The sequence below is a fragment of the Micromonospora sp. LOL_013 genome (assembly GCF_048060315.1).
GTDB lineage: Bacteria > Actinomycetota > Actinomycetes > Mycobacteriales > Micromonosporaceae > Micromonospora_E.
Genome location: NZ_JBHMIQ010000046.1, coordinates 1 through 22278, shown reverse-complemented (window position 1 = coordinate 22278; position 22278 = coordinate 1). Strand labels below are relative to the sequence as shown.

Below are 22278 nucleotides of genomic sequence, written 5' to 3'. Positions count from 1 at the left end.
GCCGATCAGAGGACCCGGGGCGCTTCGCCGGACTCGCTCACCATCGGTCGGGAGTGCGCCGCCCAGTCCTGCATGCCGCCGGTGAGGTTGCGGACGTTGTCCCAGCCGTGCTGGTTGAGGTAGGCGACGACCTGCCCGGACCGGCCGCCGGACCGGCACACCACCACCACGTCGCCCTCCTGCGGGACGTCGGCCAACCGGTGCGGGATCTCCATCATCGGCAGGTGGTGGGCGCCCGGCGCGTGCCCGGCCGCCCATTCCTCGGGCTCGCGGACGTCCAGCAGGTACGCGTCGGCGGATACGTCGGGGACGTCAACGGTGGGGATCGGTGGCCCATGCATGCCGAACAGCCTATTCCTGGCCCGCCAGTACCGACGGGTTGGCGAGGATGAACTCGGCGAGGTTGTCGTTCTTGACCGCCTGGAACATCTCCTGGCTGAGCGGATCGATGTTCTCCCGGCCGGCGTCGTTGCCGTTGAAGCTGCCGCCGTTGGTCCGCAGCATGACCAGGTCGTTGGCGGCCACCCCACGCAGGGTGAAGACGAAGTCCGGCAGCGGCACCTTGCCGGTGTCCAGCACGAACGCCTTGCCGGCCGCGTCGATCAGCTCGTTCAGCTTGAGCGGGTTGGTCATCACCCCGTTGGACATCGCCTTCTTGGCCATGGCCTTGATCAGCTTCTGCTGGTTCTTCTGCCGGTCGTAGTCGCCGTTGTCCAGCCCGTATCGCTGCCGGGAGAAGTCCAGCGCCTCCCAGCCCTGCATCTCGCGGCAGCCCTTCTTGTGCACGACCTGCTGCTTCTCCCCGCTGACCTTGTCGGCGTCGGAGTTCCACATCGGCTGGCCGTCGACCAGGGTCATGTGGATCGACGGGGTGTCCTCATCGACGCAGAGCCGGACGCTGCCGAGGCTGTCGATGACCGACTTGAAGCCGCTGAAATTGATGATCGCGGCGCCGTCGAAGCTGACCCCGGTGAGGTTCTTGATCGTTTCTGCCATCAGCTGGGCACCGCCCTTGTGCCCGGCACCGTTCTGTGCGCCGTGGAAGAACGCCTCGGTGGCCTTGCCGACCCCGCCCGGCCACCCGCTCTTGTCGAACGGCGGAATCTCGACCTCGGTGTCCCGGGGGACGGAGATCAGGTAGGCCTGGTCGTGAGTAGCGGGGATGTGCAGGATAATGATCGTGTCGGCCCGGGTGTCCGACTCCGCCCAGCTGGCCCGGTGGTCGATGCCGAGCAGCAACATGTCGATCGGGCCTTCGAGGCTGTCGCCGCCCTCAGCGTCGGTCTTGCCGGCGACGCCGAGCAGGTCCGACTGCTCGATCCCGCTGGTCGCCTGGGCGATCAGCCACTTGCTGCCGACGATCGTGGTGCCGCTGAGCATCATCAGCAGCGCACCCAGCACGACCATCGTGCGAGCCCAGACCGGGTCCTTGCGGCGGGGCCGCCGGCCCGAGCCGCTGCGGCCGGAGCCCGGACCCGACCGGCCGCTCGACCGACGTCCGGCCGCGCCGCGGGTGGCGAGCGGGTTCCCCGACTCGGTCGACGTCGAACGTCGGCGGGTCTGAACCGGCATGCCTGCTCCTGGGGGGCGTGACAATAGGGCGAGCCCACTGTACGGAAACTTGGTCGACTTATCGACCCTGCTCGGGTTTCAGATTTGTGTCGGATTGACCGGTCACCCGGTGACGACCGGCAATATCCACTCAGTCACCGGATCAGGGCTGTCAGTCACTGGCACCCGGACTGGGCGTGACGTTGGCCTGGACCCAGGCGGTCATCTGATCGGCCGCCATCGCCCGGTACATCGACAACGCTTTCTCCCGGTCGGAGACCACCACCGATTCGCCGTTGATCGTCTCGCTGCCGTTGTGCGGACTGGTCAGAAAGTGCAGGCTCTCTCCCCTGAGCTTGCGGAACTGCAGCGCCATGTCGACCAGGGAGAAGCCCTGGTCGACCGTCACCGCCTGGGTCGTCGCCTTGAGAAACGCATTCAGTTTGACCGGGTTCGACAGTGTGCCGGAACTCACAGCCTTGTCCATCAGTGCGCGGAGGAACTCTTGTTGGTGACGCATACGCGCGAAGTCACCATCCGGAAACTGTTTGCGTTGGCGGACCCAGTCCAGCGCCTCGGTGCCGTTCATGTGATTGACGCCCTCACTGAACTGCCGGTACGGCTTGTGGATCGACGTCGTGTCCTGCTCGACGGTCAGGTCGACCCCGCCGAGCGCGTCGGTGACCTCGACGAAACCAGCGAAGTCGATCGACATCACATGTTTGATCCGCACGTCGGTGAAACACTCCACGGTGCGTACCGCCAGCGGCAGCCCGCCCCAGGCGAACGCGGCGTTGATCTTGGCACGTTCGCCGGTCTCGCAGGCCGCAGCGGCGTCCGACGGGACCGGCACGTACAGGTCACGCGGGATCGACACCAGATAGGCACGGTCGTGTGACGACGGGATGTGCATCACGATGATCGTGTCCGCCCGCCACTTGCCGGCCTGGTCGACCGGGGCGTCCGGATCCCGCGAGTCGGTGCCGATCAGCAGGATGTTCAGCGCGCCGTCGACTGCGGCCGGCGGCCGCCCCTCGGTGATCTGCGAGAACGGATCGGTCCGCCCCAGATCCTGGTCCAGCCCACGGGCGTACGCCCAGAGCCCACCGCTGGCGAGCAGCGCCAGCACCACCAACGCCACCCCGCCGACCAGGGCGATGCGCCCCCAGCGGGGCCGCAGCCGGCGTGGCGGGCCACCGTACTGGTTGCCGGCACGACCGCCGACCGGCACCTGCGCCCGGCCGCTCGAGGACCCGTAGGCGGTGCCGGCCGGACCGGTCGTCCGGCCGGGGACGGCCCGGCCACCGGGGCGGCTGCTGACTGACCGGTCACCGTGCTGGTTGCTGGCTGGCATGCCTCCAGCGTACGTACCGGGCGCTCGCCCGCCGATGACTCGACTGCCGGGCCGCCGCCGATCAGCCGAGTCGCCGCCGATCAGCCGAGTCGCTGGCGGAAGTAGGCGATGGTGCGGCGCAGCCCGTCCTGCGGATCGACCGTCGGCTGGTAACCGAGCCTGGTGCGGGCCAGGGTCAGGTCCGGACGGCGCATCTCCGGGTCGTCCGAGGAGCGGGCGACCAGGTTGATCGTCGACGAGCTGCCCACCAGTTGGACGATCCGCTCGGCCAGCTCCCGCATGGTCAACTCATGCTCGGTGCCGCAGTTGATCGGCCCGGTCTCGGTGGAGTCGAGCAGTGCGACGATCCCGGTCACCAGGTCCGCCACGTAGCAGATCGACCTGGTCTGCCCGCCGGTGCCGTGCACGGTGATCGGCTCGCCGCGCAGCGCCTGGCTGATGAAGGTGGGGATGGCCCGGCCGTCGTCCGGCCGCATCCGGGGCCCGTACGTATTGAAGATCCGCACAATGCCGGCGTCCAGCCCGCGGTACCGGTGGTACGCCATCGTCGCCGATTCGGCGAACCGCTTGGCCTCGTCGTAGACGCTGCGCACCCCGATCGGGTTGACGTTGCCCCAGTAGGTCTCCGGTTGCGGGTGCACCAACGGGTCGCCGTACGCCTCGGAGGTCGACGCCATGATAAACCGGGCCCGGTCGGCGACCGCCCGGTCCAGCAGGTGCAACGTGGCGAGGGAGCCGACCCGGAGGATCTCGATCGGCAGCGTGGCGAAGTCCGTCGGGCTGGCTGGCGAGGCAAGGTGCATGATCGCGTCGAACCGCTGACGCAACGCCGGGTGATGATCCGGCAATCCGTCCGAAATGTCCGCCTCGACGAGGGTGAACCGAGGTTCGTCGGTGAGGTGGGCGACGTTCTCCTTGGAGCCGGTGACGAAGTTGTCCACCGCCACCACCGCACAACCACGCGCGACCAACCGGTCGACGAGGTGGCTTCCGACGAAACCAGCACCTCCGGTGACCAACACTCGATGGCCGTCGCCGAATCGGGGAACAGGCAGCATGCTCCCGAGCCTAGTGGTAGCGCCCCGGCCGGCCAGCGGTTGCCACCCGGGTCGGCCCGGACCGAGCTACCGGCCGCGCGGCTCGCCGAGTTCGCGGTACCGGCCGCGGTAGTGGATCAGCGGCCCGGCGTCGCCTTCGTCGCCGACCGTGACCGACTCGACAGTCGCCTCCACCAGCATCGCCCACCCGTACGGTCGGGCGTCGTCGAGCCGGCAGCCCGCCCACCCGCTTGCCCCCGCCAGGACCGGGCCGTACTCGGTGAACTGCCAGTCCGCTGCCTTGAACGGTCCGCCCGGCGCCGGCATCAGCCCAGCGAACCGGTCCGCGAGCTGCCGATGCGCCGGACCCAGCGGAACCATCGCGAACCTGCCCGACTCGCGGAGCACCTCCCACAGCTGCGACTCCTCGTCGAGCAGCCCGAGCAGTCGCGGCGGGTCACCGTCGGCCAGCACCGTTGACGACACGGTCAATCCGGCGAGTGGAGCCGACCCACCACCGGCCGTCCACAGCGTTACCGGGACGGCCAGCCGGCCACGTAGCCGCCGCGCGGGCGAACGGTCCTCACTCGCCGTGGCGAACGGGTCGCGATAGTGGATCTCGGCACCGGGCTCGGGATGATTCACGTGAAACATTGTGACCCAGTCGGGAGTCACCGGCGCGGCGTCACCGTGGCGACCAGCTCCGGCATCCGTCGGTCCAGCAGGTCACCGGTGATGTACAGGCCCAGGGCCACCGCACCCAGGCCGTATCCGACGCCGACCGGCAGGGCGAACCAGTACCAGACCTCGCCGAGCAGCGCGGTGGCCAGCACGATCGGCACCGCGGCCGCCGCCGACGCGACCATCGCCACCAGCGCCAGCATGCTCTTCGCCACGCCGGCACCGCTGTTCAGCGCGAACGGATTCGACGTCTCCGGCAGCGAGTAGGCACCGACCACCGAGACGATCAGGTTGACCGCCAGCCCGGCACCGTACGCGGCGAACAGCGTCCCGGCGGCGACCGGGATCCAGCCCGGTTCGCGCAGGAACAACCCGAAGCCGGCCGAGATCGCCACCAGCAGCGGCCCGATGTAGACCGAGAACCCGACCACCCGGGCACGCAGCTCCAGCCGACCCGGCACCCCGGCGATCACGTTCGCCGCGTACGCGCTGCCGTCGAATCCGAACTGGTTGGCCAGGGTCACGGCGGCGAGCGCGCCGACGAAGAGCATCGAGATGCTGACGCTGGTCGCCGACGCGGACGGTCCGGTGCCCACCGAACCGTCCGGATCGTAGGTGAAGGCGCTGAAACCGCCGGCGTTGATCAGCGCCGGGATGAACACCCCGACCACGGCGACGGTGATCAGGTTTGCCCGCCGCCGCATGTCCCGCCACCAGTAGCGCACCTCCCGGGCGACCAGTGCGCCGTACCGGTCGCGGGGGGTCCGGGCAAGCAGCCGCGGGAACAACTGGCTCACCGGGGTTCCGGACGCAGCGGCCACCGACCTGGCCGGGCCGCCGCTCGCGGTGCCGACCATCGCCGACTCCAGCGACCTCGACCACCACCGGTACAGGCCGGCCAACGCGACGGCGGTGACCGCCAGCTTCACCGGTACCGCCCAGAGCCGCCCGGCGACCACGTCGAAACCCATCGTGTACGGGGCGGCCAGTGGAGTCCAACCGAGGATTCCCGCCACCTCAGCCAGCCGGTCCCAGTCGGCGTTGCCGAGCCCGCCGATGACCAGCAGTTGCAGCGGACCGAGCAGGGCGGCCAGCACGGCGAGCAGCACCGCGGCCAGGTCACGCACCCGGCGCGACCGCAGCATGCCGGCGAACGCGCTGGTGATCGCCCGGCTACCCAGGACGCAGAGCAGCAGACCTGCGGCGACCCCGACCAGTTGGACCGTGCCGGCCAGCGGGCCGCCGAGCAGCGCCGCGCTGAGCACCAGCCCCAGGGTGGCCAGACCGGTGGCGATCGACGGTACGCCGATCAGTCCGGTGACCAGCAGCCCGGTGACCATGGTCCGCCGGGGCAGCGGCAGCAGCGCGAACCGGGCCGGGTCGAGCGTCTCGTCCACGCCGAAGAAGGCCAGTGGCAACAGCAGCCAGCCGAGCACCAGCAGGGAGCCGCCGAACCCGGCGGCCAGCAGCATGCCCTGTTCGCTGTCGACGAACCCCGGCGCGGCGAGGATCAGGAAACCGTTGCCGGCGAACCACAGCCCGGCGATGATCCCGCCGATGAACAACGCGATCCGCCAGCCCTGGCCACGTAGGTTGTTGCCCATCACCCGCAGCTTGAGGCGGACGAAGTGCCGGGCCCGTACCGGGCGCCGGCCGGCGACGGCGGGCGCGTCGGCGGTCGACCCGGTGACCGCACCGCCGGTTCCCGGCCCGGTCACAGCCATGCCAGTTCCTCCCCGGTGGCCGTACGACCACCGACGACGTCGACGAAGACCTCTTCCAGCGACCGCCCGGCCCGTACCTCGTCCAACGTGCCGACCTTCTTGATGACTCCGTCGGCGAGGATCGCCACGTGGCTGCAGAGCCGCTCGACCACGGCCATCACATGGCTGGAGAAGATCACCGTGCCGCCGCCGCCGACGTACCGCTGCAGGATGTCGCGGATCAGCGCGGCGGAGACCGGGTCGACCGCCTCGAACGGCTCGTCGAGCACCAGCAGCCGGGGTCCGTGCAGCAGCGCACAGGCCAGCCCGATCTTCTTTTTCATGCCCGCCGAATAGTCGACCACCAGGGTGCGTCCGGCGTCGTCGAGCGCCAGCACGTCGAGCAGTTCGCCGGCCCGCTGGTCGACCACCGCCGGGTCCATGCCGCGCAGCAGACCGTGGTACGCGAGCAGCTCGGCACCGGTGAGCCGGTCGAACAGCCGCACCCCGTCCGGCAGTACGCCGAGCAGTTGCTTCGCCCGCACCGGGTCGGCCCAGACGTCGTGGCCGAGGACGTGGGCGTGGCCGGCGTCCGGCCGTAGCAGCCCGACCGCCATCGACAACGTGGTGGTCTTGCCGGCACCGTTCGGGCCGAGCAGGCCGTAGAAGGAGCCGACCGGGACGTCCAGCTCGACCCCGGCGACCGCGACCTTGTCGTCGAACCGTTTGGCCAGGCCGCGCAGGACGAGCGCCGGCCCGCCGGGCTGGGCAGCATCTGTCATGGTCCGACGGTAACTACCGGCATCCCGGATACGCTCCCGCTGAGGGAGGATCCGGCTCTCCTACCCGGGTACGACGGCGACGGCGACACCGACGCAGGATGTCACGGGCGCAGGCTCTCCGGCGCGTGCAGTCGCAGCATGAGGGCGTTCACCTGACCCGGCAACCGCCGCCGGGTGACCACCGACACCAGCATCATCACCGCGAACGCCAACGGCACCGTCCAGGCCGCCGGCTGGGCGACCAGGACCGCCGGCCAGCCGGTCAGTGGCGGACCCAGCACGGTCCACAGCACCGCGCCGACGGCGGCGCCACCACCGGCGACGATGCCGGCGGCGGCACCGGCGTCGGTCAGGCCACGCCACCAGATGCCGAGCACGAGCAGCGGGCAGAAGCTCGACGCGGCCACCGCGAAGGCCAGCCCGACGACCTGCGATACGTCCAGGCCGGAGACGTTCAGCGCGAGGACCATCGGTACCGCGCCGGCGACCAGGGCCGCCAGCCGGAACCCGCGTACCGAGTTGCGCCGCAGCACGTCGGTCGAGACGGCCCCGGCGACGCTGGTCAGCAACCCGGACGAGGTGGACAGGAAGGCGGCGAACGCCCCGGCGGCGACCAGCGCGGCGAGCAGCTGACCGAGCAGTCCGCCGCCGAGCGCCGCCTCCGGCAGCAGCACCACGACCGCGTCCGAGCGTCCGGTCATCAGCAGTTGCGGCGTGTAAACCCGACCGAGTACCCCGTACAGGGTGGGGAAGAGGTAGAACAGGCCGACCAGGGCCAGCACCACCAGGGTGGTCCGGCGGGCGGCGGCACCATCGGGGTTGGTGTAGAACCGCACGAGTACGTGCGGAAGCCCCATCGTGCCGAGGAAGGTAGCCAGGATCAGCGAATAGGTGGCGAACAGCCCCTGGTCACCTCGGTCCGGGTCACCGGGCAGCAGCCAGGCGGCGCCCCAATAGGCTTCGGCCCCGGACACCTCGGGGACCCGGTCCCCGGCGGCGAAGGTCAGCTCGGTGCCCGGGGTCACCTGCTCGGTCCGCCCGTCGGCGTAGTTGAGCGTCGCGGACCGCTCGACCACCACGGTGGTCGCCTGAGTGAAGGTCAACCCGTCCGGTGGGCTGACCGGCGGCCGTCCGTCGGACTGCCACTGCATGGCCAGGAAGACCGCCGGTACGGCGAGCGCGGTCAACTTGAGCCAGTACTGGAACGCCTGCACGAAGGTGACCGCCCGCATGCCGCCGAGCGCCACGTTGGCGGTCACCACCCCGCCGACCAGCAACGCTCCCAGCGGGTAGGGCGCGCCGGTGACCGTGGCCAGGGTCAGCCCGGCGCCCTGCAGCTGGGGCAGCAGGTAGAACCAGCCGATGAAGATCACGAAGACGGTGGCCAGCCGGCGCAGCCGCCGGGAGCTGAGCCGGATCTCGCAGAAGTCCGGCAGGGTGAACGCCCCGGACCGGCGCAGCGGGGCCGCGACGAACAGCAGCAGGGCCAGGTAGCCGGCGGCGAAGCCGACCGGATACCAGAGCACGTCGACGCCGTACTTGAGGATCAGGCCGGCGATACCGAGGAACGACGCGGCCGAAAGGTACTCGCCGCTGATCGCCGCCGCGTTCCAGGACGGGCTGACGGTACGCGAGGCGACCAGGAAGTCGGACGTGGTCCGGGCCAGCTTCAGCCCGTAGAAGCCAATCGCGACGGTTACCAGAGTGACCACGACCAGCGCCGGGATCACGTACGGGTTGGTCATCGGCGCCGCTCAGCGTTCCGGCCGGCGGACCAGCGCGACGAAGTCCTGTTCGTTGCGTTCGGCGAGGTGAACGTAGGTCAGGCCGACGGCCACCAGGAACGGGAACGCGGCCACCCCGAGCAGCAGCCACGGCAGGTTGACGCCGACGATCTTGATCTCGGCGACGCCGGGGGCGATCGCGAACAGCATCGGCAGCGACCCGAGGCCGACCATGACCACCACCGCCAGCCGCATCGCCAACGCCAACTGTGCCCGGACCAGGCCGCGCACCAGTGCCTCGCCGATCTGCGTCTGCTCAGCCAGGTCGGTACGCAGCCGGTCGGCGTCCCCGCGCCGGCCGACCTCGCCCAGCACGACCCGCACCCGCCGGGGTGGCGAATTGGCGGGCGGGGGCGCCGCGGCGGGGCCGGTGCCGTCGTGTTCGGCCATGCCGGCAGTCTCACGGCCCGTCGCGGAATGTCAAGGGCAGTCCCCGGCGCAGACGGAGCCACGACGCGTCGTCCGACAGCGAAGCGCCCAACCGCAGGAGGCGATTGGGCGCTGCTGAAGCCCGGCGAGAGGCTTTGTGGCCAGGGGCGGGGTCGAACCGCCGACCTTCCGATTTTCAGTCGGACGCTCGTACCAACTGAGCTACCTGGCCGGGTGTCCGGGACATCATACCCGCCTGCCGGTGAGAACACCCGGACCGGTCGGGTCGGCCCCGAAAACGAAACGCCGCGCGTGGGAAACGCACGGCGATCGGCGTTGCGCGGTCCTGACGGGACTTGAACCCGCGACCTCCGCCTTGACAGGGCGGCGAGCACTCCGACTGCTCCACAGGACCTCGGTCTTGCTCCGGCCGGTCGGCCGGCCGGTGGTGCCCCCAACGGGATTCGAACCCGTGCTACCGCCTTGAAAGGGCGGCGTCCTGGGCCGCTAGACGATGAGGGCGGCCCCGTCATCATCGCACATCGCGACTCCGACGGTAGTGCTCCCATCCGGCCCCGCCGGAAGCTTGCGAAAGCATACGTGACGAGTATGCCCCGGACCAAACCAGATCGGCGAACCGGACGGATCAGGGGGAAAGGCTAGCACCGAGCAGGGTGATGCCGTACCGCTGCCTCAGCTCCTTAACCACGACCGGCAGCGCGGCGACGGTGGCCGACCGGTCACCGCCACCGTCGTGCAGCAGGATGATCGACCCGAGCCGGACCCCGTCGGTGACCTGCGACACCAGCTCCTCCTTGGTGGGCTTACGCCAGTCCTGCGGGTCGACGTCCCAGTCCAGCGGGACCATCCCCAGCTCCTCGACCACGGTGACCACCTTTGGCGTCCACAGGCCGCCGGGGTGCCGGAAGTGCTCGATCGGCACGCCGGGTACCACCTTGTGGATCTCCTTGTTGGTCCGCAGCAGGTTGGCCCGGATCTCGTCGGGCGGCTGCAACCCGAGATCGAGCTCGTGGCTCCAGGTGTGGTTGCACAGGGCGTGCCCCTCCCGAACCATCCTGGCGATCAGGGCCGGGTACCGCCGTACCTGGGCACCGACGACGCAGAAGGTGGCCCGCGCCCCGGCCGCCCGCAGCTCGTCGAGGATCAGCGGTGTCCACTTCGGGTGCGGGCCGTCGTCAAAGGTCAACGCCACCTGCCGGCCACCGGTACGCCGCTGCAGCAGGCTCTCGTCGACGGCGGGCCGGGCGGACGCCTCGGGTGAGCCGCCGGTCTCGGTGGCCGAGGATCGCTGGTCGGCGGGCTCAGCGGTCGGTGCCGGCACCGGGTCGCGGGGGCCGGGTGAGGGCACCGGCTCAGGGGTGGGAGCAGCGCGGTCCGGCGCGACACCGAGGGCGGCGGTGGCCGGCACCTGAGTCGGCGCCTGCCGGGCACCACGCAGCGCGGCGATGCTTTCGCTGCCGACCAGCAGCGCGAACACCGCCAAGCCTGCCGCGACCATGGCACGTTTCGACACGGTGCGTTTCGACATGTCGACTCCGGGCGAGGGGGTGGACGGAGATCGAGCGAAGCACACGTTAGTCGATCAATCCGCTCAACTCGAACCCGCACATCGGATCTGAGCGCCGCCGACCGCCGGCTGTGACGGGCAGTACCACAGAAAGCTACGGGCCGTGCTGCTGGGCGACGACTCGGTCGGCGGACCGGCAGAGCGTCACCGCGTCGGTCAGGTCGGCGCAATGCCGGACCCCGTCCGGCAGCTCGGTGACCGGCCAGCCCGGCCCGACCGCGAGAACCAGCACCGGACGGTGCCGTCCGGATCGGGCCACGCGCAGCTGCCCGAGATCTGCGGTCGCCGGGGTGTGCGACCAGAGCACGACGGCGGCCGGCCCCGTCCGGTCGACCGCGGCGGCCAGCGCGGTCGCCGGTACCCGGGCACCGAGCAACCGGGCGACCACGCCGACCTCGACGAGTGCGGCGGCCAGCGCCTCCAGCGGCAGGGAGTGCTGCTCCTCGTCGGTGCAGGCCAGGAGCGCTCCGGGGCCGCCGCCGTCATGCGGGCCGTCCGCAGAATGACCCACCGCGGCCGGCAGGGCCGGCCCGGTCACCGACGCGAACGCGGCGGAGACGCACCGGGACAGCAGATGCTCCACCTCGACGAAGCCGGCAGTGGCCGCGTACCGGTCACCGACGCCGGCCAGCACCGGGCGAACCACCCGGTCCCAGGTGGAGATCACCCCGTCGGTACGCAGCCCACGCTCGATGATCTCCCGCATGGCCAGGTCGTCCAGGCGTACGGCGGCCCGGGCCAGGCCACGGGCGGCCGGGCCGGCGGTGCCGACCGCGATGGTGTGCCCGCCGCCGGCCCGACCAGGCTCAGCGGTGGGAGACGCCGCGTTGCCGCGTGCCCACTGCGCCGCCTCGGCCGGGGACACGCCTTCGGCGGTGAGCCGGCGCATCACCTCCAGCCGGGCCAGATCCTCCCGGCTGTACCGGCGATGATGCCCCTTGACGTGCCGGGTCGGGCCGAGCCCGTACCGCTGGTGCCAGGTGCGCAGCGTGGTCACCGCCACGCCGAGCCGGCGTGCCACGCTGCCCGCGCTCAGCGCGTCATCGCTCACCTGGCCGCTCCGCAGCCCCGCCGTGCCGCTCCGCGTTCGCGCCGTTCCGCTCCGCAGCCGCGTCGTGGTCCCGCCGGCCCGGCGCGAACAACTGGTCGACCACGCCGGCCAGCCACGGAGCGTAGGCGTGCGGGTCGTCAGTCAGGCCGACCCGCAGCTCATCCGGCGGCATCCAGCGCAGCTGCGCGATCTCCGCCGGATCCGGCCGCAGCGGGGAGGCCGGATCGAGCTCCCCCAGCAGTACATGGTCGTACTCGTACTCGGTCCGGCCGGTGACCGGGTCGGTGGCCTGGTAGGTGTGCACGCCGAGCTCGGTCAACGGCACCGGCGCGACGCCCACCTCCTCGCCGAGCCGGCGGTTGGCCGCCTCGGTCACCGATTGGCCGGGCAGCGGATGGCCGCAGCAGGTGTTCGCCCAGCGCAGCGGGAACCGGGTCTTCACCGCAGCCCGCTGTTGCAGCAGCAGTTGGCCGGCCGGGTCGACCAGGATCACCGAGAAGGCCCGGTGCAGTTGGCCCGGCGGCTGGTGGGCAGCGGCGACGGTGGCCGATCCGACCGGTCGCCCGGCCCGGTCGACCAACTCGACCAGATGGCTTTCCCGCGACGTCCCGGTCATCGGGCACCCCCCGCACCGGTGATCCGACCGGCGGCCAGTTTGCCGGAGATCAGCACCATCGGCACGCCGACCCCCGGTTGGGTGCCGGAGCCGACGAAGACCACGTTCTCCAGGGTGGTGTGCAGGTTCCCGGGCCGGAACGGGCCGGTCTGGAACAGGGTGTGCGCGGCGGCGAACGGTGTCCCGGCGGCCATTCCGGCGTCGGCCCAGTCGGCCGGGGTGAGCACTTCGCGGACCTCGATCCCGTCAGCCAGGCCCCGGTAGCCGCGCTCGGCCAGGGTGGCGATCAGCTGGTCGGCGTACCGCTGTGGCAGGTCACCGCGCCAGTCCAGCCGGCCGCTGTCCAGGTTGGGCACCGGAGCGAGGACGTAGTAGGTGTGCCCGCCGGGCGGGGCCACCGACGGGTCGGTCCGGCTCGGGTTGGTGACCAGCAGCGAGGGGTCGCTCATCAGCTCGCCCCGGCGGATGACTTCGTCGAAGGTGCCCTTCCACAGCCGGCCGAAGTGGATGTTGTGGTGGGCGATCTGCTGGTAGCCCTGCCGGGCGCCGAGGTGCAGCACCACGCAGGACGGCGAGTAGCGCAGCCGCCGGCGGCGGGCCGGCGGCAGCAGCTCGGCGTAGGCGACCGGCAGGTCGGGGTTGAGCACCACGACGTCGGCGGGAATCCGGTCACCGTCCGCGGTGAGCACCGCGCGCGCCCGACCACCGGCGGTCTCCACCCGGGTCACCGTGGTGTCGTAGCGGATCCGTACGCCGTGTTTCTCGGCGGCGCCGGCCAGCGCCCGGGGCACCGCGTGCATGCCGCCCCGGGGGAACGACACCCCGGCCACCGAGTCCAGGTAGGCGATGACGGTGTAGATGGCCAGCGCGTCGTGTGGCGCCAGCCCGGCGTACATCGCCTGGAACGAGAAGATCCGCTGGGTACGGGGGTCGGTGAAGAACTGCCCGATCTTGGTCTGCATCCGCCGGAACGCTCCGGCTGCCAGCAGCCGCAGCAGGTTGCCGGTGAGCAGGTCCGGCGGGCTGTCGAGGTTGCGGTCGATGAAGTCGGCCCGCTCCAGCTGCCACAGCCGCCGCGCGTAGTCGACGAAGCGCAGGTAGCCGTCGGCTTCCCGGGGGCCGCAGACCCGGGCCACCTCGGCCGCCATCCGGGCGGTGTCGGTAACGACGTCCAGGGTGGATCCGTCCGGATAGTACGCCCGGTAGGCCGGGTCGAGCGGGATCAGCTCCAACCAGTCGGAGAGCTCCTCGCCGACCGCGCCGAGCGCCTCGGCGATCAGTTCGGGCATGGTCAGCACGGTCGGCCCGGTGTCGAACTCGTAGCCGTCGAGCGCCAGCCGACCGGCCCGCCCGCCCGGCACCGACTCGCGTTCCAGCAGGGTGACCTGCCGTCCGGCACCGGCCAGGTGCAGGGCACAGGCGAGCCCGCCGAGCCCGGCACCGACCACGACGACGCGTTCGGTCGCCCCGGTCACGGTACGCATGCCGCGACCACCTCCTTCTTCTGAACGCCGCTCACATCATGCCTGCCGAGTGGTGGCGGTCACCGCCAGGCCGGTGAGCACACGACGGGCGGCCGCGTCGATCGGGGCGTCGCCCAGTGCGTCGACCGCGTCCCGTACCCGTTGCTCGATCAGCTGTTCCACCTGGTCGGCGGCGCCGGTCTCGACGACGATCTCGGCCAGCCGGCCTACCCGTCGATCGATCTCCCGGCCGGACTCCCGTCCGGCGCCGGACGGCGGCCGGGTGAGTTCGGCGCGTTGGGCCTCGGTGGCCAGCTCGCGGGCGATCAGCAGCAGCACCGTCGGCTTGCCGGTCCGCAGGTCGTCGCCGGCGGGTTTGCCGGTGGTGGCCGGGTCACCGAAGACGCCGAGCAGGTCGTCGCGCAGTTGGAACGCCTCGCCGACGTTCATGCCGTAGCGCCGGTATGCCTCGTGGATCGCCGGGTCGGCGCCGGGTCCGGCGAGGGCCGCACCGAGGTGCAGCGGCCGCAGCACGGTGTAGCTGGCGGTCTTGTGCCGGGCCACCCGCAGCGCCCGGTCGACCGACCAGGTGTCGGCCTCGGTCTCGCCGAGGACGTCCAGGTACTGCCCGGCGATCGTCTCGACCCGCATCTGGTCGTAGCGGCGCCGCACGTCCAGCAGGGTCCGGGGTGGCACGCCGGCCTGGCCGAGCAGCCGGTCGGCCCAGACCAGACAGAGGTCACCGACCAGCACGGCGGCACCGTCGCCGAACCGGTCGGGGTCGCCGTCGCGGCCGGCCGCCCGGTGCTGCCCGGCCAACCGGCGGTGGGCGGTGGGGCGGCCGCGACGGGTCGCGGAGCCGTCCATCACGTCGTCGTGCACCAGCGCGAACGCGTGCAGCAGCTCCAGCGCGGCCAGCGCCGGCAGCACCGGAGCCAGCGGCGCGTCCGGGCCGGCCACCCCGCGCCAGCCCCAGTGGGCGAAGACCGGCCGCAGCCGTTTGCCGCCGGCGAGCACGGTGTCCCGGGCGATCTGGGCGAACGGGCGCAGCGCCGGATCGATGCGGTCGAGCGCGTCGATCTCGGCGGAGAGGAAATCGATCAACGTGTCGTCGACGGCTGCGGTCAGCAGGTCACGGCGGCGGGCCGGGGGCGAGCCGGGGGTGGCCGACCCGGCCGGCTCGTCGACCGACGCGCTTCGGTCGGTGTCGGCAACTGTGTGATTGGCCACGCGATCGAGCGTACCCTAGGGCCAGAAGTTGCGTCGATTCTTGCGTCGATAGCCGAGGGGGCCCGATGAACGTCGATCTGTCCGCTGCCTACGGGAACTGCCGTGACCTGCACCGACGACACGGGCGCACCTACTATCTCGCGACCCGGCTGCTCCCGCAGTGGAAACGCCGGCATGTTCATGCTTTATACGGATTTACCCGGTACGCGGATGAGATCGTCGACCGCACCGACCAACTGCCACCCGCCGGCCGGGCAGCCGCACTCGACCAGTGGGGGCAGCGGTTCCTCGCCGGCCTGCACGGTGCCCCGGTCGACGATCCGCTGCTGCCCGCCGTGCTGCACACCATCGCGGTGTTCGACCTGGACAAGGCGGACTTCACCGCGTTCCTGCGCAGCATGACGATGGACCTGACGGTCACCTCGTACCCGCGTTACACCGACCTGCTCGACTACATGGAGGGCTCGGCGGCGGTGATCGGCACCATGATGCTGCCGATCCTGGGCAGCACCGACCGGGCCGCCGCCCGGGAGCCGGCCCGGCAGCTCGGCTTCGCCTTCCAGCTCACCAACTTCATCCGGGACGTCGCCGAGGACCTGGACCGTGGCCGTACCTACCTGCCGGACGAGGACCTGGCGCGGTTCGGGATCACCCGGGCCGACCTGGTCGACGCCGCCCGACAGCGCCGGGCGACTCCGCCGATCATCGAGATGATCCGCTACGAGGTCGGCCGGGCCAGGGGCCACTACGCGGCGGCCGCCCCCGGCGTCATCCTGCTCGAACCCGCGTCGCAGGCCTGCATCCGCACCGCGTACGCGCTGTACGGCGGCATCCTCGACGAAATCGCCGCGCAGGGCTACGACGTGTTCCGTCGCCGGGCCACCGTTCCCAACCGTCGCCGGGCCGCTGTTGCGTTAAGGTCCCTGCTCACCCCGGCCGGCACCCCGGTCACCCTGCCCGGCCCGGTCGACGTCCCCGCACCGCCGACGCCGGCGCCAGCCCCAAGGCCGACCGCCGCCACGCCGACCGCACCGTAGCGCCGTGCGTACCGCTGTCGTGCTGTTCACCCGCGACCTGCGGGTGCACGACCAGCCGGCGCTGGCTACCGCCTGCGCCACCGCCGAACAGGTGGTGCCGCTGTTTGTCCTCGACCCACGGTTGGCCGGCCGGTCGGCCAACCGCGACCGGTTCCTGCACCAGAGCCTCGCCGACCTGCGGGCGACTCTGCGCGGGCTCGGCGGCGACCTGCTGATCCGCCGCGGCGACCCGGTGGCCGAGACGATCCGGCTGGCCCGCGAGGTCGACGCCGACGGCGTCGCCATCTCCGCCGACGTCAGCCACTACGCCCGGCACCGGCAGCGGCGGCTGTCCGACGAATGCGAGCGGCACCGGATCGCGTACCGCGCCTTTCCCGGGCTGACCGTCGTCCACCCGGGCGCGCTGACCCCGACCAACGGCGACCACTACAAGGTCTTCACGCCGTACTTCCGGGCCTGGGCCGGCGCCGACTGGCGTGCCGAAAGCGCCGATCCGGCGCGGATCCGGCTGCCCGGCGGTCCCGCCGTCGGACGGCTGCCGGCCCTGCCGGACGGTGAGTCGCCGCAGGCCGCCGCCGGGGGCGAGACCGCCGGGCGGCGCCGGCTGCACGACTGGCTGGGTGACCTCGACCGGTACGGCAGCAGCCGCCTCGATCGGTACGGCGACAGCCACGATGACCTGGCTGGCGACGCCACCTCGCGGCTCAGCCCCTACCTGCGGTTCGGCTGTCTGTCGCCGCTGGAGGTCGCCACCGCCGCCGGGGACGGCGCCGGTCCGTTCGTCCGGCAACTGTGCTGGCGGGACTTCCACTACCAGGTCGCGAACGCCTTCCCCGACCTGGCGACCACCGCGTACCGGCGCGGGGCCGCCGAGCAGTGGCGCTACGACGCCGACGCCCTCGACGCCTGGCAGACCGGCCGCACCGGGGTGCCGATCGTCGACGCCGGCATGCGGCAACTGCAGGCGCAAGGCTGGATGCACAACCGCGCCCGGCTGATCACCGCCGGGTACCTCACCAAGGAGCTCGGCCTGGACTGGCGGGACGGCCTCGGCTGGTTCGATCGCTGGTTGCTCGACGGTGACCTGCCGAACAACTCCGGCAACTGGCAGTGGGTCGCCGGCACCGGCAACGACACCCGTCCGTACCGGGGTTTCAACCCGCTGCGCCAGGCGCACCGCTTCGACCCGGCCGGGGAGTACGTCCGGCGGTGGGTGCCGGAGCTGGCCGGTGTCGCCGGGGCGGCGGTGCATGAGCCGTGGCGGTTGCCGCTCGCCGTCCGCGCCGGCCTGGACTACCCGCCGCCACTGTCGGACCGCTGAGTCGGCGTCCGGTCAGCGGGCCGCCCGGTCTGCGGGTTGCCGGCGGTGGTGACATGCTGGCCGGATGAGTGAGCCGCAACAGGTGGACGTCGTCGTCGTCGGGTTGGGCGTGGCCGGTGAGGAGGTCGCCGGCCGGCTCAGCCAGGCCGGGCTGGACGTGGTCGGTGTGGAGCGCCGGTTGGTCGGCGGCGAGTGCCCGTACTGGGGCTGCGTGCCGAGCAAGATGATGATCCGGGCGGCGAACGCACTCGCTGAGGGCCGCCGGATCGACGGCCTGGCCGGCACCGCCGACATCCGTCCGGGCTGGACGCCGGTGGCCCGACGGATCCGCGACGAGGCCACCGCCGACTGGTCGGACACGGCCGCCGTCGACCGGCTCACCGGCAAAGGGGTACGGGTGCTGCACGGCACCGCCCGGCTCACCGGACCCGGGCGGGTCGACGTCGACGGGCAGGTGTTCACCGCCCGCCGGGGCGTGGTGCTCGCCACCGGCACCGTCCCGGTGGTGCCGCCGATCGACGGGCTCGCCGGCACGCCGTACTGGACCAACAAGGAAGCGATCGAGGTCACCGACCTGCCCGAGTCGCTGGTCGTGCTCGGCGGCGGCGCGATCGGGCTGGAGCTGGCCCAGGTGTTCGCCCGGTTCGGCGTACGGGTGACCATCGTCGAGCCCAGTGAGCGGCTGCTGTCCCGGGAGGAGCCGGAGTCGTCGGCGCTGGCCGCCCGCGCCCTCGGTAACGACGGGATCCGGCTCCGGCTCGGTAGCCGCGCCGAGTGGGTCGAGCACCGCGACGACACGTTCGCCGTGCACCTGTCGCAGGGCGGCCCGGAGAACGGACAGCGGCTGCTGGTCGCCACCGGCCGGCGCAGCGACCTCGGCGGACTCGGCCTCGACACCGTCGGACTGGACCCGGCGGCCCGGCACCTGCCGGTCGACGAGCGGATGCGGGTCACCGACGAGCGGACGCGGGTCGCCGACGGGCTGTGGGCGGTCGGTGACGTCGCCGGCCACGGCGCCTTCACCCACCTGGCCATGTACCAGGCGGACGTGGCGGTGCGCGACATCCTCGACCAGGGCGGACCGGCCGCCGAGTACCGGGCGGTCCCCCGGGTCACCTTCACCGACCCGGAGATCGGCGCGGTGGGCCTGACCGAGCGCCAGGCCCGCGAGCAGGGCGTGAACGTCGCGGTGGCGGTGACCGACGTCGCCGAGTCGTCGCGTGGCTGGATCCATGGGCCGGGTAACGACGGTTTCATCAAGCTGGTCGCCGACGCGAGTCGGGGCGTGCTGGTCGGGGCGACCTCGGCGGGACCGACCGGCGGCGAGGTGCTCGGCGCACTCGCCGTCGCCGTGCACGGCGAGGTGCCGTTGACCAGCCTGCGGCACATGATCTACGCGTACCCGACGGTGCACCGCGCCATCCAGTCCGCTGTACAGCAGCTCACCTGACTCCATGATCACTTGACGAAAATTCGGGCGACACGCCGGTGGCGTCCCAGTTTTTCGTCATGTGATCTTGAGCCGGCCACGGAAATGTCCATCCATGAGACGCTTCCCGGACGGCTTCCTATTCGGTGTCGCCACCTCCGGTCACCAGACCGAGGGCGACAACACCAGCGACACCTGGTTCCTGGAGCACGTCACGCCGACGGTCCTCGCCGAACGATCCGGCCGGGCTCCATCAGCTGGCGCGGTGATCGACCCGACGTCACTCGGCGGCGCGGTGCGGTACGCGTACCAGGTCAGCGGGGTGCCGGTCTTCGTGACCGAGCACGGCGTCGGTGTGGACGACGACGCCCTGCGGGCGGACTTCATCGAACCGTCGCTGGCCGGTCTGCTCGACGCGATCGACGACGGCGTACCGGTGCTCGGCTACTGCCACTGGACGCTGCTGGACAACCTCGAGTGGGCCGCCGGCTACCGCTTCCACTTCGGCCTGCACACCGTCGACCGGGAGACGTTCGCTCGGACCCCGAAGCCGAGCACCGCCCGGTACGCCGCCGTCGCAACCAGCCGCGCCCTGCCCTGATCATCCCGCACCCTCCACTCATCATCCGGCGGTACGCCGCCGGTCAGGTCATGCCGTGCGGCGGCAGCCGGTAGCCGAGTTGTTGGCCGTACGTCATCAGTGGGCGCAGCGTCGGGACCAGGACGGTAGCCTCCGCCGACCAGTGGCGTCCCCGGTTGCCGTCGAGCCGGCGGTGCCGGGCCGTCGTACGGCTGCGTTGCTGTTGTCCGAGCCGTTCGCGGCGCAGGTGTTCGAGGCGCCTGGACGCCGTGGACCGGCCGGAACGCCAGTCGAGCCAGCGCAGCCACCAGTCCCGTACCATCTCTGTGATCATCTTTTCTCTCCTTGATCAATTGTCACGTCGACTGCCGTTTGGCCAGTCGGTAGAGTCCGTCGCGTTGCACGAAGATCTCCCGCCGCTCGGCGGCGTATCCGCGTTCGTCTATTACGTAGCCGGTGAGCCAGATCCAACCGTCGTAGGTCGGTTTCCGGTCCACCGAGATGACCCGAAATCGAATTCTCCGGTCGCCGGCGAACTGCATGCTCGCTTCCTGGCCGATCAACAGCACGTCCCCTGGTTTCGGCTCCGGCGTCCGCAGCAGCCGGCTACCCATCGGGCCTTCCATCGCCGCGTGGCCGCTGGACGCCGTCGGCACCGCGCTCCATCGGCCAGGTCGCACGCCCACAGCTGGGGCACCATCTGGACTTCACTTTGAACGACCACAGCCCGGCACAGAAGCCGAGCAGCGCCGCCCCGACGAGCGCCCCCACCTCCACCGTCGCCCCCTCACTCATCGAGTCAATTTCCCGTCGCAATCCACCCTGGACTCCCACCCGAACATAGGGCAATATGAAAGTCGCAGAGATAGAGATGAGCCCGAGTTATTGGAGGTTATAAACATGACTGAACTACCTGGAGAGCTTCGACGGCTCCGGCTGTCTCAGCGCATGAACCAGACCCAGTTGGCCAAAGCGGTAGGCGTGTCGAAGTCGCTCATCGCCAGCTTCGAGACCGGCCGGCTGGTGCCGAAGGAGGACACCGCGAAGGACCTCGACAAGTTACTGAACTCCGGTGACCAGCTTCAACAGCTGTCGAGGGAGGGCAGAGAGGACCGCCAGCCGTGGCTGCGCTCCTGGGTCGATCACGAGCGACGCGCGGTGTTGCTGCGGGCCTGGGAGCCGACCCTGGTCCCTGGGCTGCTGCAGACCGAGGCGTACATGCGGCAGGTCTTCGCTGCCGTGCCGTCCAACCGGGTCCGGTTCGAGGAGGTGATCGCGACCCGTCAGGAGCGACAGCGCGCGGTGCTGGACCGCGATCCCCCGGTGGATCTGGTGGCCCTGGTCGAGGAGACGGCGTTGCGTCGCGGTCCGCGCGAGGTGATGAAGGATCAGCTTGCCCACCTGGTCGACCTCGGGCACCGGCCGAACATCCGGATCCGTGCGGTCCCCGAGTCGGCCGGGCTCCACGCTGGCCTCGGTGGGCCGCTGGCGCTGGCCACCATGAGCGACGGGAGGCGGGTCGGCTATCTGGACGATCTGCTGCGAGGACGCGTCGCCACCACCGCTGGTGACGTACTCGAACTGGAACTAGTGCCGTGTCAGGGAACGTTTGCCTCGTGACGCGCCGTGCGGGTGCTGGTCCGGGCGGTGGGGTGCCGCCAGGCTGTCCGGGTGGGAGAGCGAGTACGCGTCCGTAAGATCGACGACGACGAGGGCCAGCGCCTGTTGCGGATCATCCGTAGAGGCACCGGCTCGGTGGTGACCTGGCGACGGGCTCAGATGGTGTTGCTGTCCGCGCAGGGCATGCCAGTGGGGAAGATCGCGGAGGTGACGTTCACCAGCGCGGACCGGGTCCGCGACGTGATCCACAACTTCAACGCTGACGGCTTCGACTCGCTCTACCCGAGGTACAAGGGTGGCCGGCCCCGGACGTTCACCCTGCCGGAACGGCGCGAGATCAAGAAGATCGCCAAGTCCAAGCCGGCCGAGCACGGTCTGCCGTTCTCGACCTGGAGTCTGGCCAAGCTGGCCGACTTCCTGGTCGCTGAGGGGGTGGTCGACGACATCAGCCACGAGGGCCTACGGGTCCTGCTCCGCGAGGAGGGCGTGTCCTTTCAACGGGTGAAGACCTGGAAGACCTCCCGCGACCCCGACTACGCCGCCAAGAAGGCCCGCGTCGAGCACCTCTACGCGATCGCCGACGACGAGGTCGTACCCGAGGCCGGTGAGCCCGACGTCATCTTCTGCCTGGACGAGTTCGGCCCGTTGAATCTGCAGCCCCACCCTGGACGGCAGTGGGCCGAACGCGGCGGACGGCACAAGGACCCCGAGCGTGGGCCCAGGCCCCGCCGACGGGCGACATACAACCGCCCACACGGCGTCCGCCACCTGTTCGCCGCCTACGACCTGGGCGCGGACAAGCTCTACGGCCACATCAAGCCGACGAAGCACCGGACACGGTTCCTGGAGTTCTGCCGCTACCTGCGCGGCCTGCACCCGCCGCGGACCCGAATCGCGATCGTCCTCGACAACTACTCCCCGCACCTGAGCACGAAGAAGGACACCCGTGTCGGCGACTGGGCCGCCGCGAACAACGTCGAGTTCGCCTACACGCCGACCAACAGTTCCTGGCTCAACCGCATCGTGCGACACGCAAGTCGCATGAGTACAGCGACACTCATCGAAGGGGGTGCGGCGTGACG

22 protein-coding genes and 3 tRNA genes are annotated in these 22278 nt (G+C 71.0%); 6 read left to right on the top strand and 19 right to left on the bottom strand.

Translation table 11 applies throughout. From position 1 onward, the window contains the following. Nucleotides 1–5: 5 nt before the first annotated feature. The 17 genes from ACFHWS_RS24810 to ACFHWS_RS24730 form a co-directional block, all read right to left on the bottom strand. Complete coding sequence (locus ACFHWS_RS24810) at nucleotides 6–341, bottom strand: rhodanese-like domain-containing protein (protein ID WP_416550783.1); 336 nt, start codon at nucleotides 339–341, stop codon at nucleotides 6–8. Nucleotides 342–351: 10 nt separating this feature from the next. Continuing rightward, on the bottom strand, nucleotides 352–1572 hold the full coding sequence (locus ACFHWS_RS24805) for an LCP family protein (protein WP_416550784.1): 1221 nt from the start codon (nucleotides 1570–1572) through the stop codon (nucleotides 352–354). Between the two features lie 151 nt (nucleotides 1573–1723). Then, a complete protein-coding gene (locus ACFHWS_RS24800; protein WP_416569218.1) occupies nucleotides 1724–2989 on the bottom strand; it encodes an LCP family protein in 1266 nt (421 codons plus the stop codon). After that, nucleotides 2986–3963: an NAD-dependent epimerase/dehydratase family protein gene (locus tag ACFHWS_RS24795; protein WP_416550785.1), complete on the bottom strand. Its 978-nt coding sequence runs from the start codon at nucleotides 3961–3963 to the stop codon at nucleotides 2986–2988. The genes ACFHWS_RS24800 and ACFHWS_RS24795 overlap by 4 nt, the downstream gene beginning before the upstream one ends. Nucleotides 3964–4029: 66 nt before the next feature. Further along, a complete protein-coding gene (locus ACFHWS_RS24790; RefSeq protein WP_416550786.1) occupies nucleotides 4030–4596 on the bottom strand; it encodes a flavin reductase family protein in 567 nt (188 codons plus the stop codon). Nucleotides 4597–4613: 17 nt separating this feature from the next. After that, entirely contained in the window at nucleotides 4614–6347 is a 1734-nt protein-coding gene (locus tag ACFHWS_RS24785) for an ABC transporter permease (RefSeq protein WP_416550787.1), read from the bottom strand. Beyond that, nucleotides 6338–7108, bottom strand: a complete 771-nt coding sequence (locus ACFHWS_RS24780; RefSeq protein ID WP_416550788.1) for an ABC transporter ATP-binding protein — start codon at nucleotides 7106–7108, stop codon at nucleotides 6338–6340. Before ACFHWS_RS24780 ends, ACFHWS_RS24785 begins: the two co-directional genes overlap by 10 nt. Before the next feature lie 101 nt (nucleotides 7109–7209). Beyond that, complete coding sequence (locus tag ACFHWS_RS24775) at nucleotides 7210–8853, bottom strand: cation acetate symporter (protein WP_416550789.1); 1644 nt, start codon at nucleotides 8851–8853, stop codon at nucleotides 7210–7212. 9 nt (nucleotides 8854–8862) lie between these two features. Beyond that, nucleotides 8863–9282, bottom strand: coding sequence for a hypothetical protein (locus tag ACFHWS_RS24770; protein WP_416550790.1), 420 nt, complete (start codon nucleotides 9280–9282; stop codon nucleotides 8863–8865). A gap of 137 nt (nucleotides 9283–9419) precedes the next feature. Then, nucleotides 9420–9493, bottom strand: a tRNA-Phe gene (locus ACFHWS_RS24765). A gap of 109 nt (nucleotides 9494–9602) precedes the next feature. Further along, nucleotides 9603–9676 (bottom strand) — tRNA-Asp (locus ACFHWS_RS24760). 31 nt (nucleotides 9677–9707) lie between these two features. Then, nucleotides 9708–9783: transfer RNA gene (locus ACFHWS_RS24755), tRNA-Glu, on the bottom strand. A 124-nt stretch (nucleotides 9784–9907) separates the two neighbouring features. Beyond that, the gene (locus tag ACFHWS_RS24750; protein ID WP_416550791.1) at nucleotides 9908–10810 is read right to left on the bottom strand and encodes a polysaccharide deacetylase family protein; all 903 of its coding nucleotides are present in this window, start codon (nucleotides 10808–10810) and stop codon (nucleotides 9908–9910) included. A 133-nt stretch (nucleotides 10811–10943) separates the two neighbouring features. After that, nucleotides 10944–11900, bottom strand: a complete 957-nt coding sequence (locus ACFHWS_RS24745) for a MerR family transcriptional regulator (protein WP_416569205.1) — start codon at nucleotides 11898–11900, stop codon at nucleotides 10944–10946. Beyond that, the gene (gene idi, locus ACFHWS_RS24740) at nucleotides 11890–12516 is read right to left on the bottom strand and encodes an isopentenyl-diphosphate Delta-isomerase (protein WP_416550793.1); all 627 of its coding nucleotides are present in this window, start codon (nucleotides 12514–12516) and stop codon (nucleotides 11890–11892) included. The genes ACFHWS_RS24745 and idi overlap by 11 nt, the downstream gene beginning before the upstream one ends. Next, nucleotides 12513–14000, bottom strand: coding sequence for a phytoene desaturase family protein (gene crtI, locus ACFHWS_RS24735; protein WP_416550794.1), 1488 nt, complete (start codon nucleotides 13998–14000; stop codon nucleotides 12513–12515). Before crtI ends, idi begins: the two co-directional genes overlap by 4 nt. Before the next feature lie 36 nt (nucleotides 14001–14036). Further along, nucleotides 14037–15209 (bottom strand): polyprenyl synthetase family protein, encoded by a 1173-nt coding sequence (locus tag ACFHWS_RS24730; RefSeq protein ID WP_416550795.1) that lies wholly within the window; start codon nucleotides 15207–15209, stop codon nucleotides 14037–14039. A gap of 65 nt (nucleotides 15210–15274) precedes the next feature. On the opposite strand from ACFHWS_RS24730, the gene ACFHWS_RS24725 reads away from it, so the two are divergent. From ACFHWS_RS24725 to ACFHWS_RS24710, 4 genes are all read left to right on the top strand, one after another. Beyond that, complete coding sequence (locus ACFHWS_RS24725) at nucleotides 15275–16246, top strand: phytoene/squalene synthase family protein (RefSeq protein WP_416569204.1); 972 nt, start codon at nucleotides 15275–15277, stop codon at nucleotides 16244–16246. A gap of 4 nt (nucleotides 16247–16250) precedes the next feature. Beyond that, a complete protein-coding gene (locus tag ACFHWS_RS24720; protein WP_416550797.1) occupies nucleotides 16251–17567 on the top strand; it encodes a cryptochrome/photolyase family protein in 1317 nt (438 codons plus the stop codon). 64 nt (nucleotides 17568–17631) lie between these two features. Next, nucleotides 17632–19017, top strand: a complete 1386-nt coding sequence (locus ACFHWS_RS24715) for a dihydrolipoyl dehydrogenase family protein (RefSeq protein ID WP_416569203.1) — start codon at nucleotides 17632–17634, stop codon at nucleotides 19015–19017. Between the two features lie 94 nt (nucleotides 19018–19111). Next, on the top strand, nucleotides 19112–19597 hold the full coding sequence (locus ACFHWS_RS24710; protein WP_416550799.1) for a family 1 glycosylhydrolase: 486 nt from the start codon (nucleotides 19112–19114) through the stop codon (nucleotides 19595–19597). A gap of 43 nt (nucleotides 19598–19640) precedes the next feature. On the opposite strand, the gene ACFHWS_RS24705 is transcribed toward ACFHWS_RS24710, so the two are convergent. Together ACFHWS_RS24705 and ACFHWS_RS24700 are read right to left on the bottom strand one after the other, a co-directional pair. After that, the gene (locus tag ACFHWS_RS24705) at nucleotides 19641–19910 is read right to left on the bottom strand and encodes a hypothetical protein (protein ID WP_416569202.1); all 270 of its coding nucleotides are present in this window, start codon (nucleotides 19908–19910) and stop codon (nucleotides 19641–19643) included. A 22-nt stretch (nucleotides 19911–19932) separates the two neighbouring features. Further along, complete coding sequence (locus tag ACFHWS_RS24700) at nucleotides 19933–20232, bottom strand: hypothetical protein (RefSeq protein WP_416569201.1); 300 nt, start codon at nucleotides 20230–20232, stop codon at nucleotides 19933–19935. A 244-nt stretch (nucleotides 20233–20476) separates the two neighbouring features. On the opposite strand from ACFHWS_RS24700, the gene ACFHWS_RS24695 reads away from it, so the two are divergent. Together ACFHWS_RS24695 and ACFHWS_RS24690 are read left to right on the top strand one after the other, a co-directional pair. Then, nucleotides 20477–21196 carry a helix-turn-helix domain-containing protein gene (locus tag ACFHWS_RS24695; protein ID WP_416569200.1) on the top strand — a complete coding sequence of 240 codons (720 nt, stop codon included), beginning with the start codon at nucleotides 20477–20479 and terminating at the stop codon, nucleotides 21194–21196. Nucleotides 21197–21247: 51 nt separating this feature from the next. Beyond that, nucleotides 21248–22276, top strand: coding sequence for an IS630 family transposase (locus tag ACFHWS_RS24690; protein WP_416551391.1), 1029 nt, complete (start codon nucleotides 21248–21250; stop codon nucleotides 22274–22276). Nucleotides 22277–22278 lie beyond the last annotated feature (2 nt).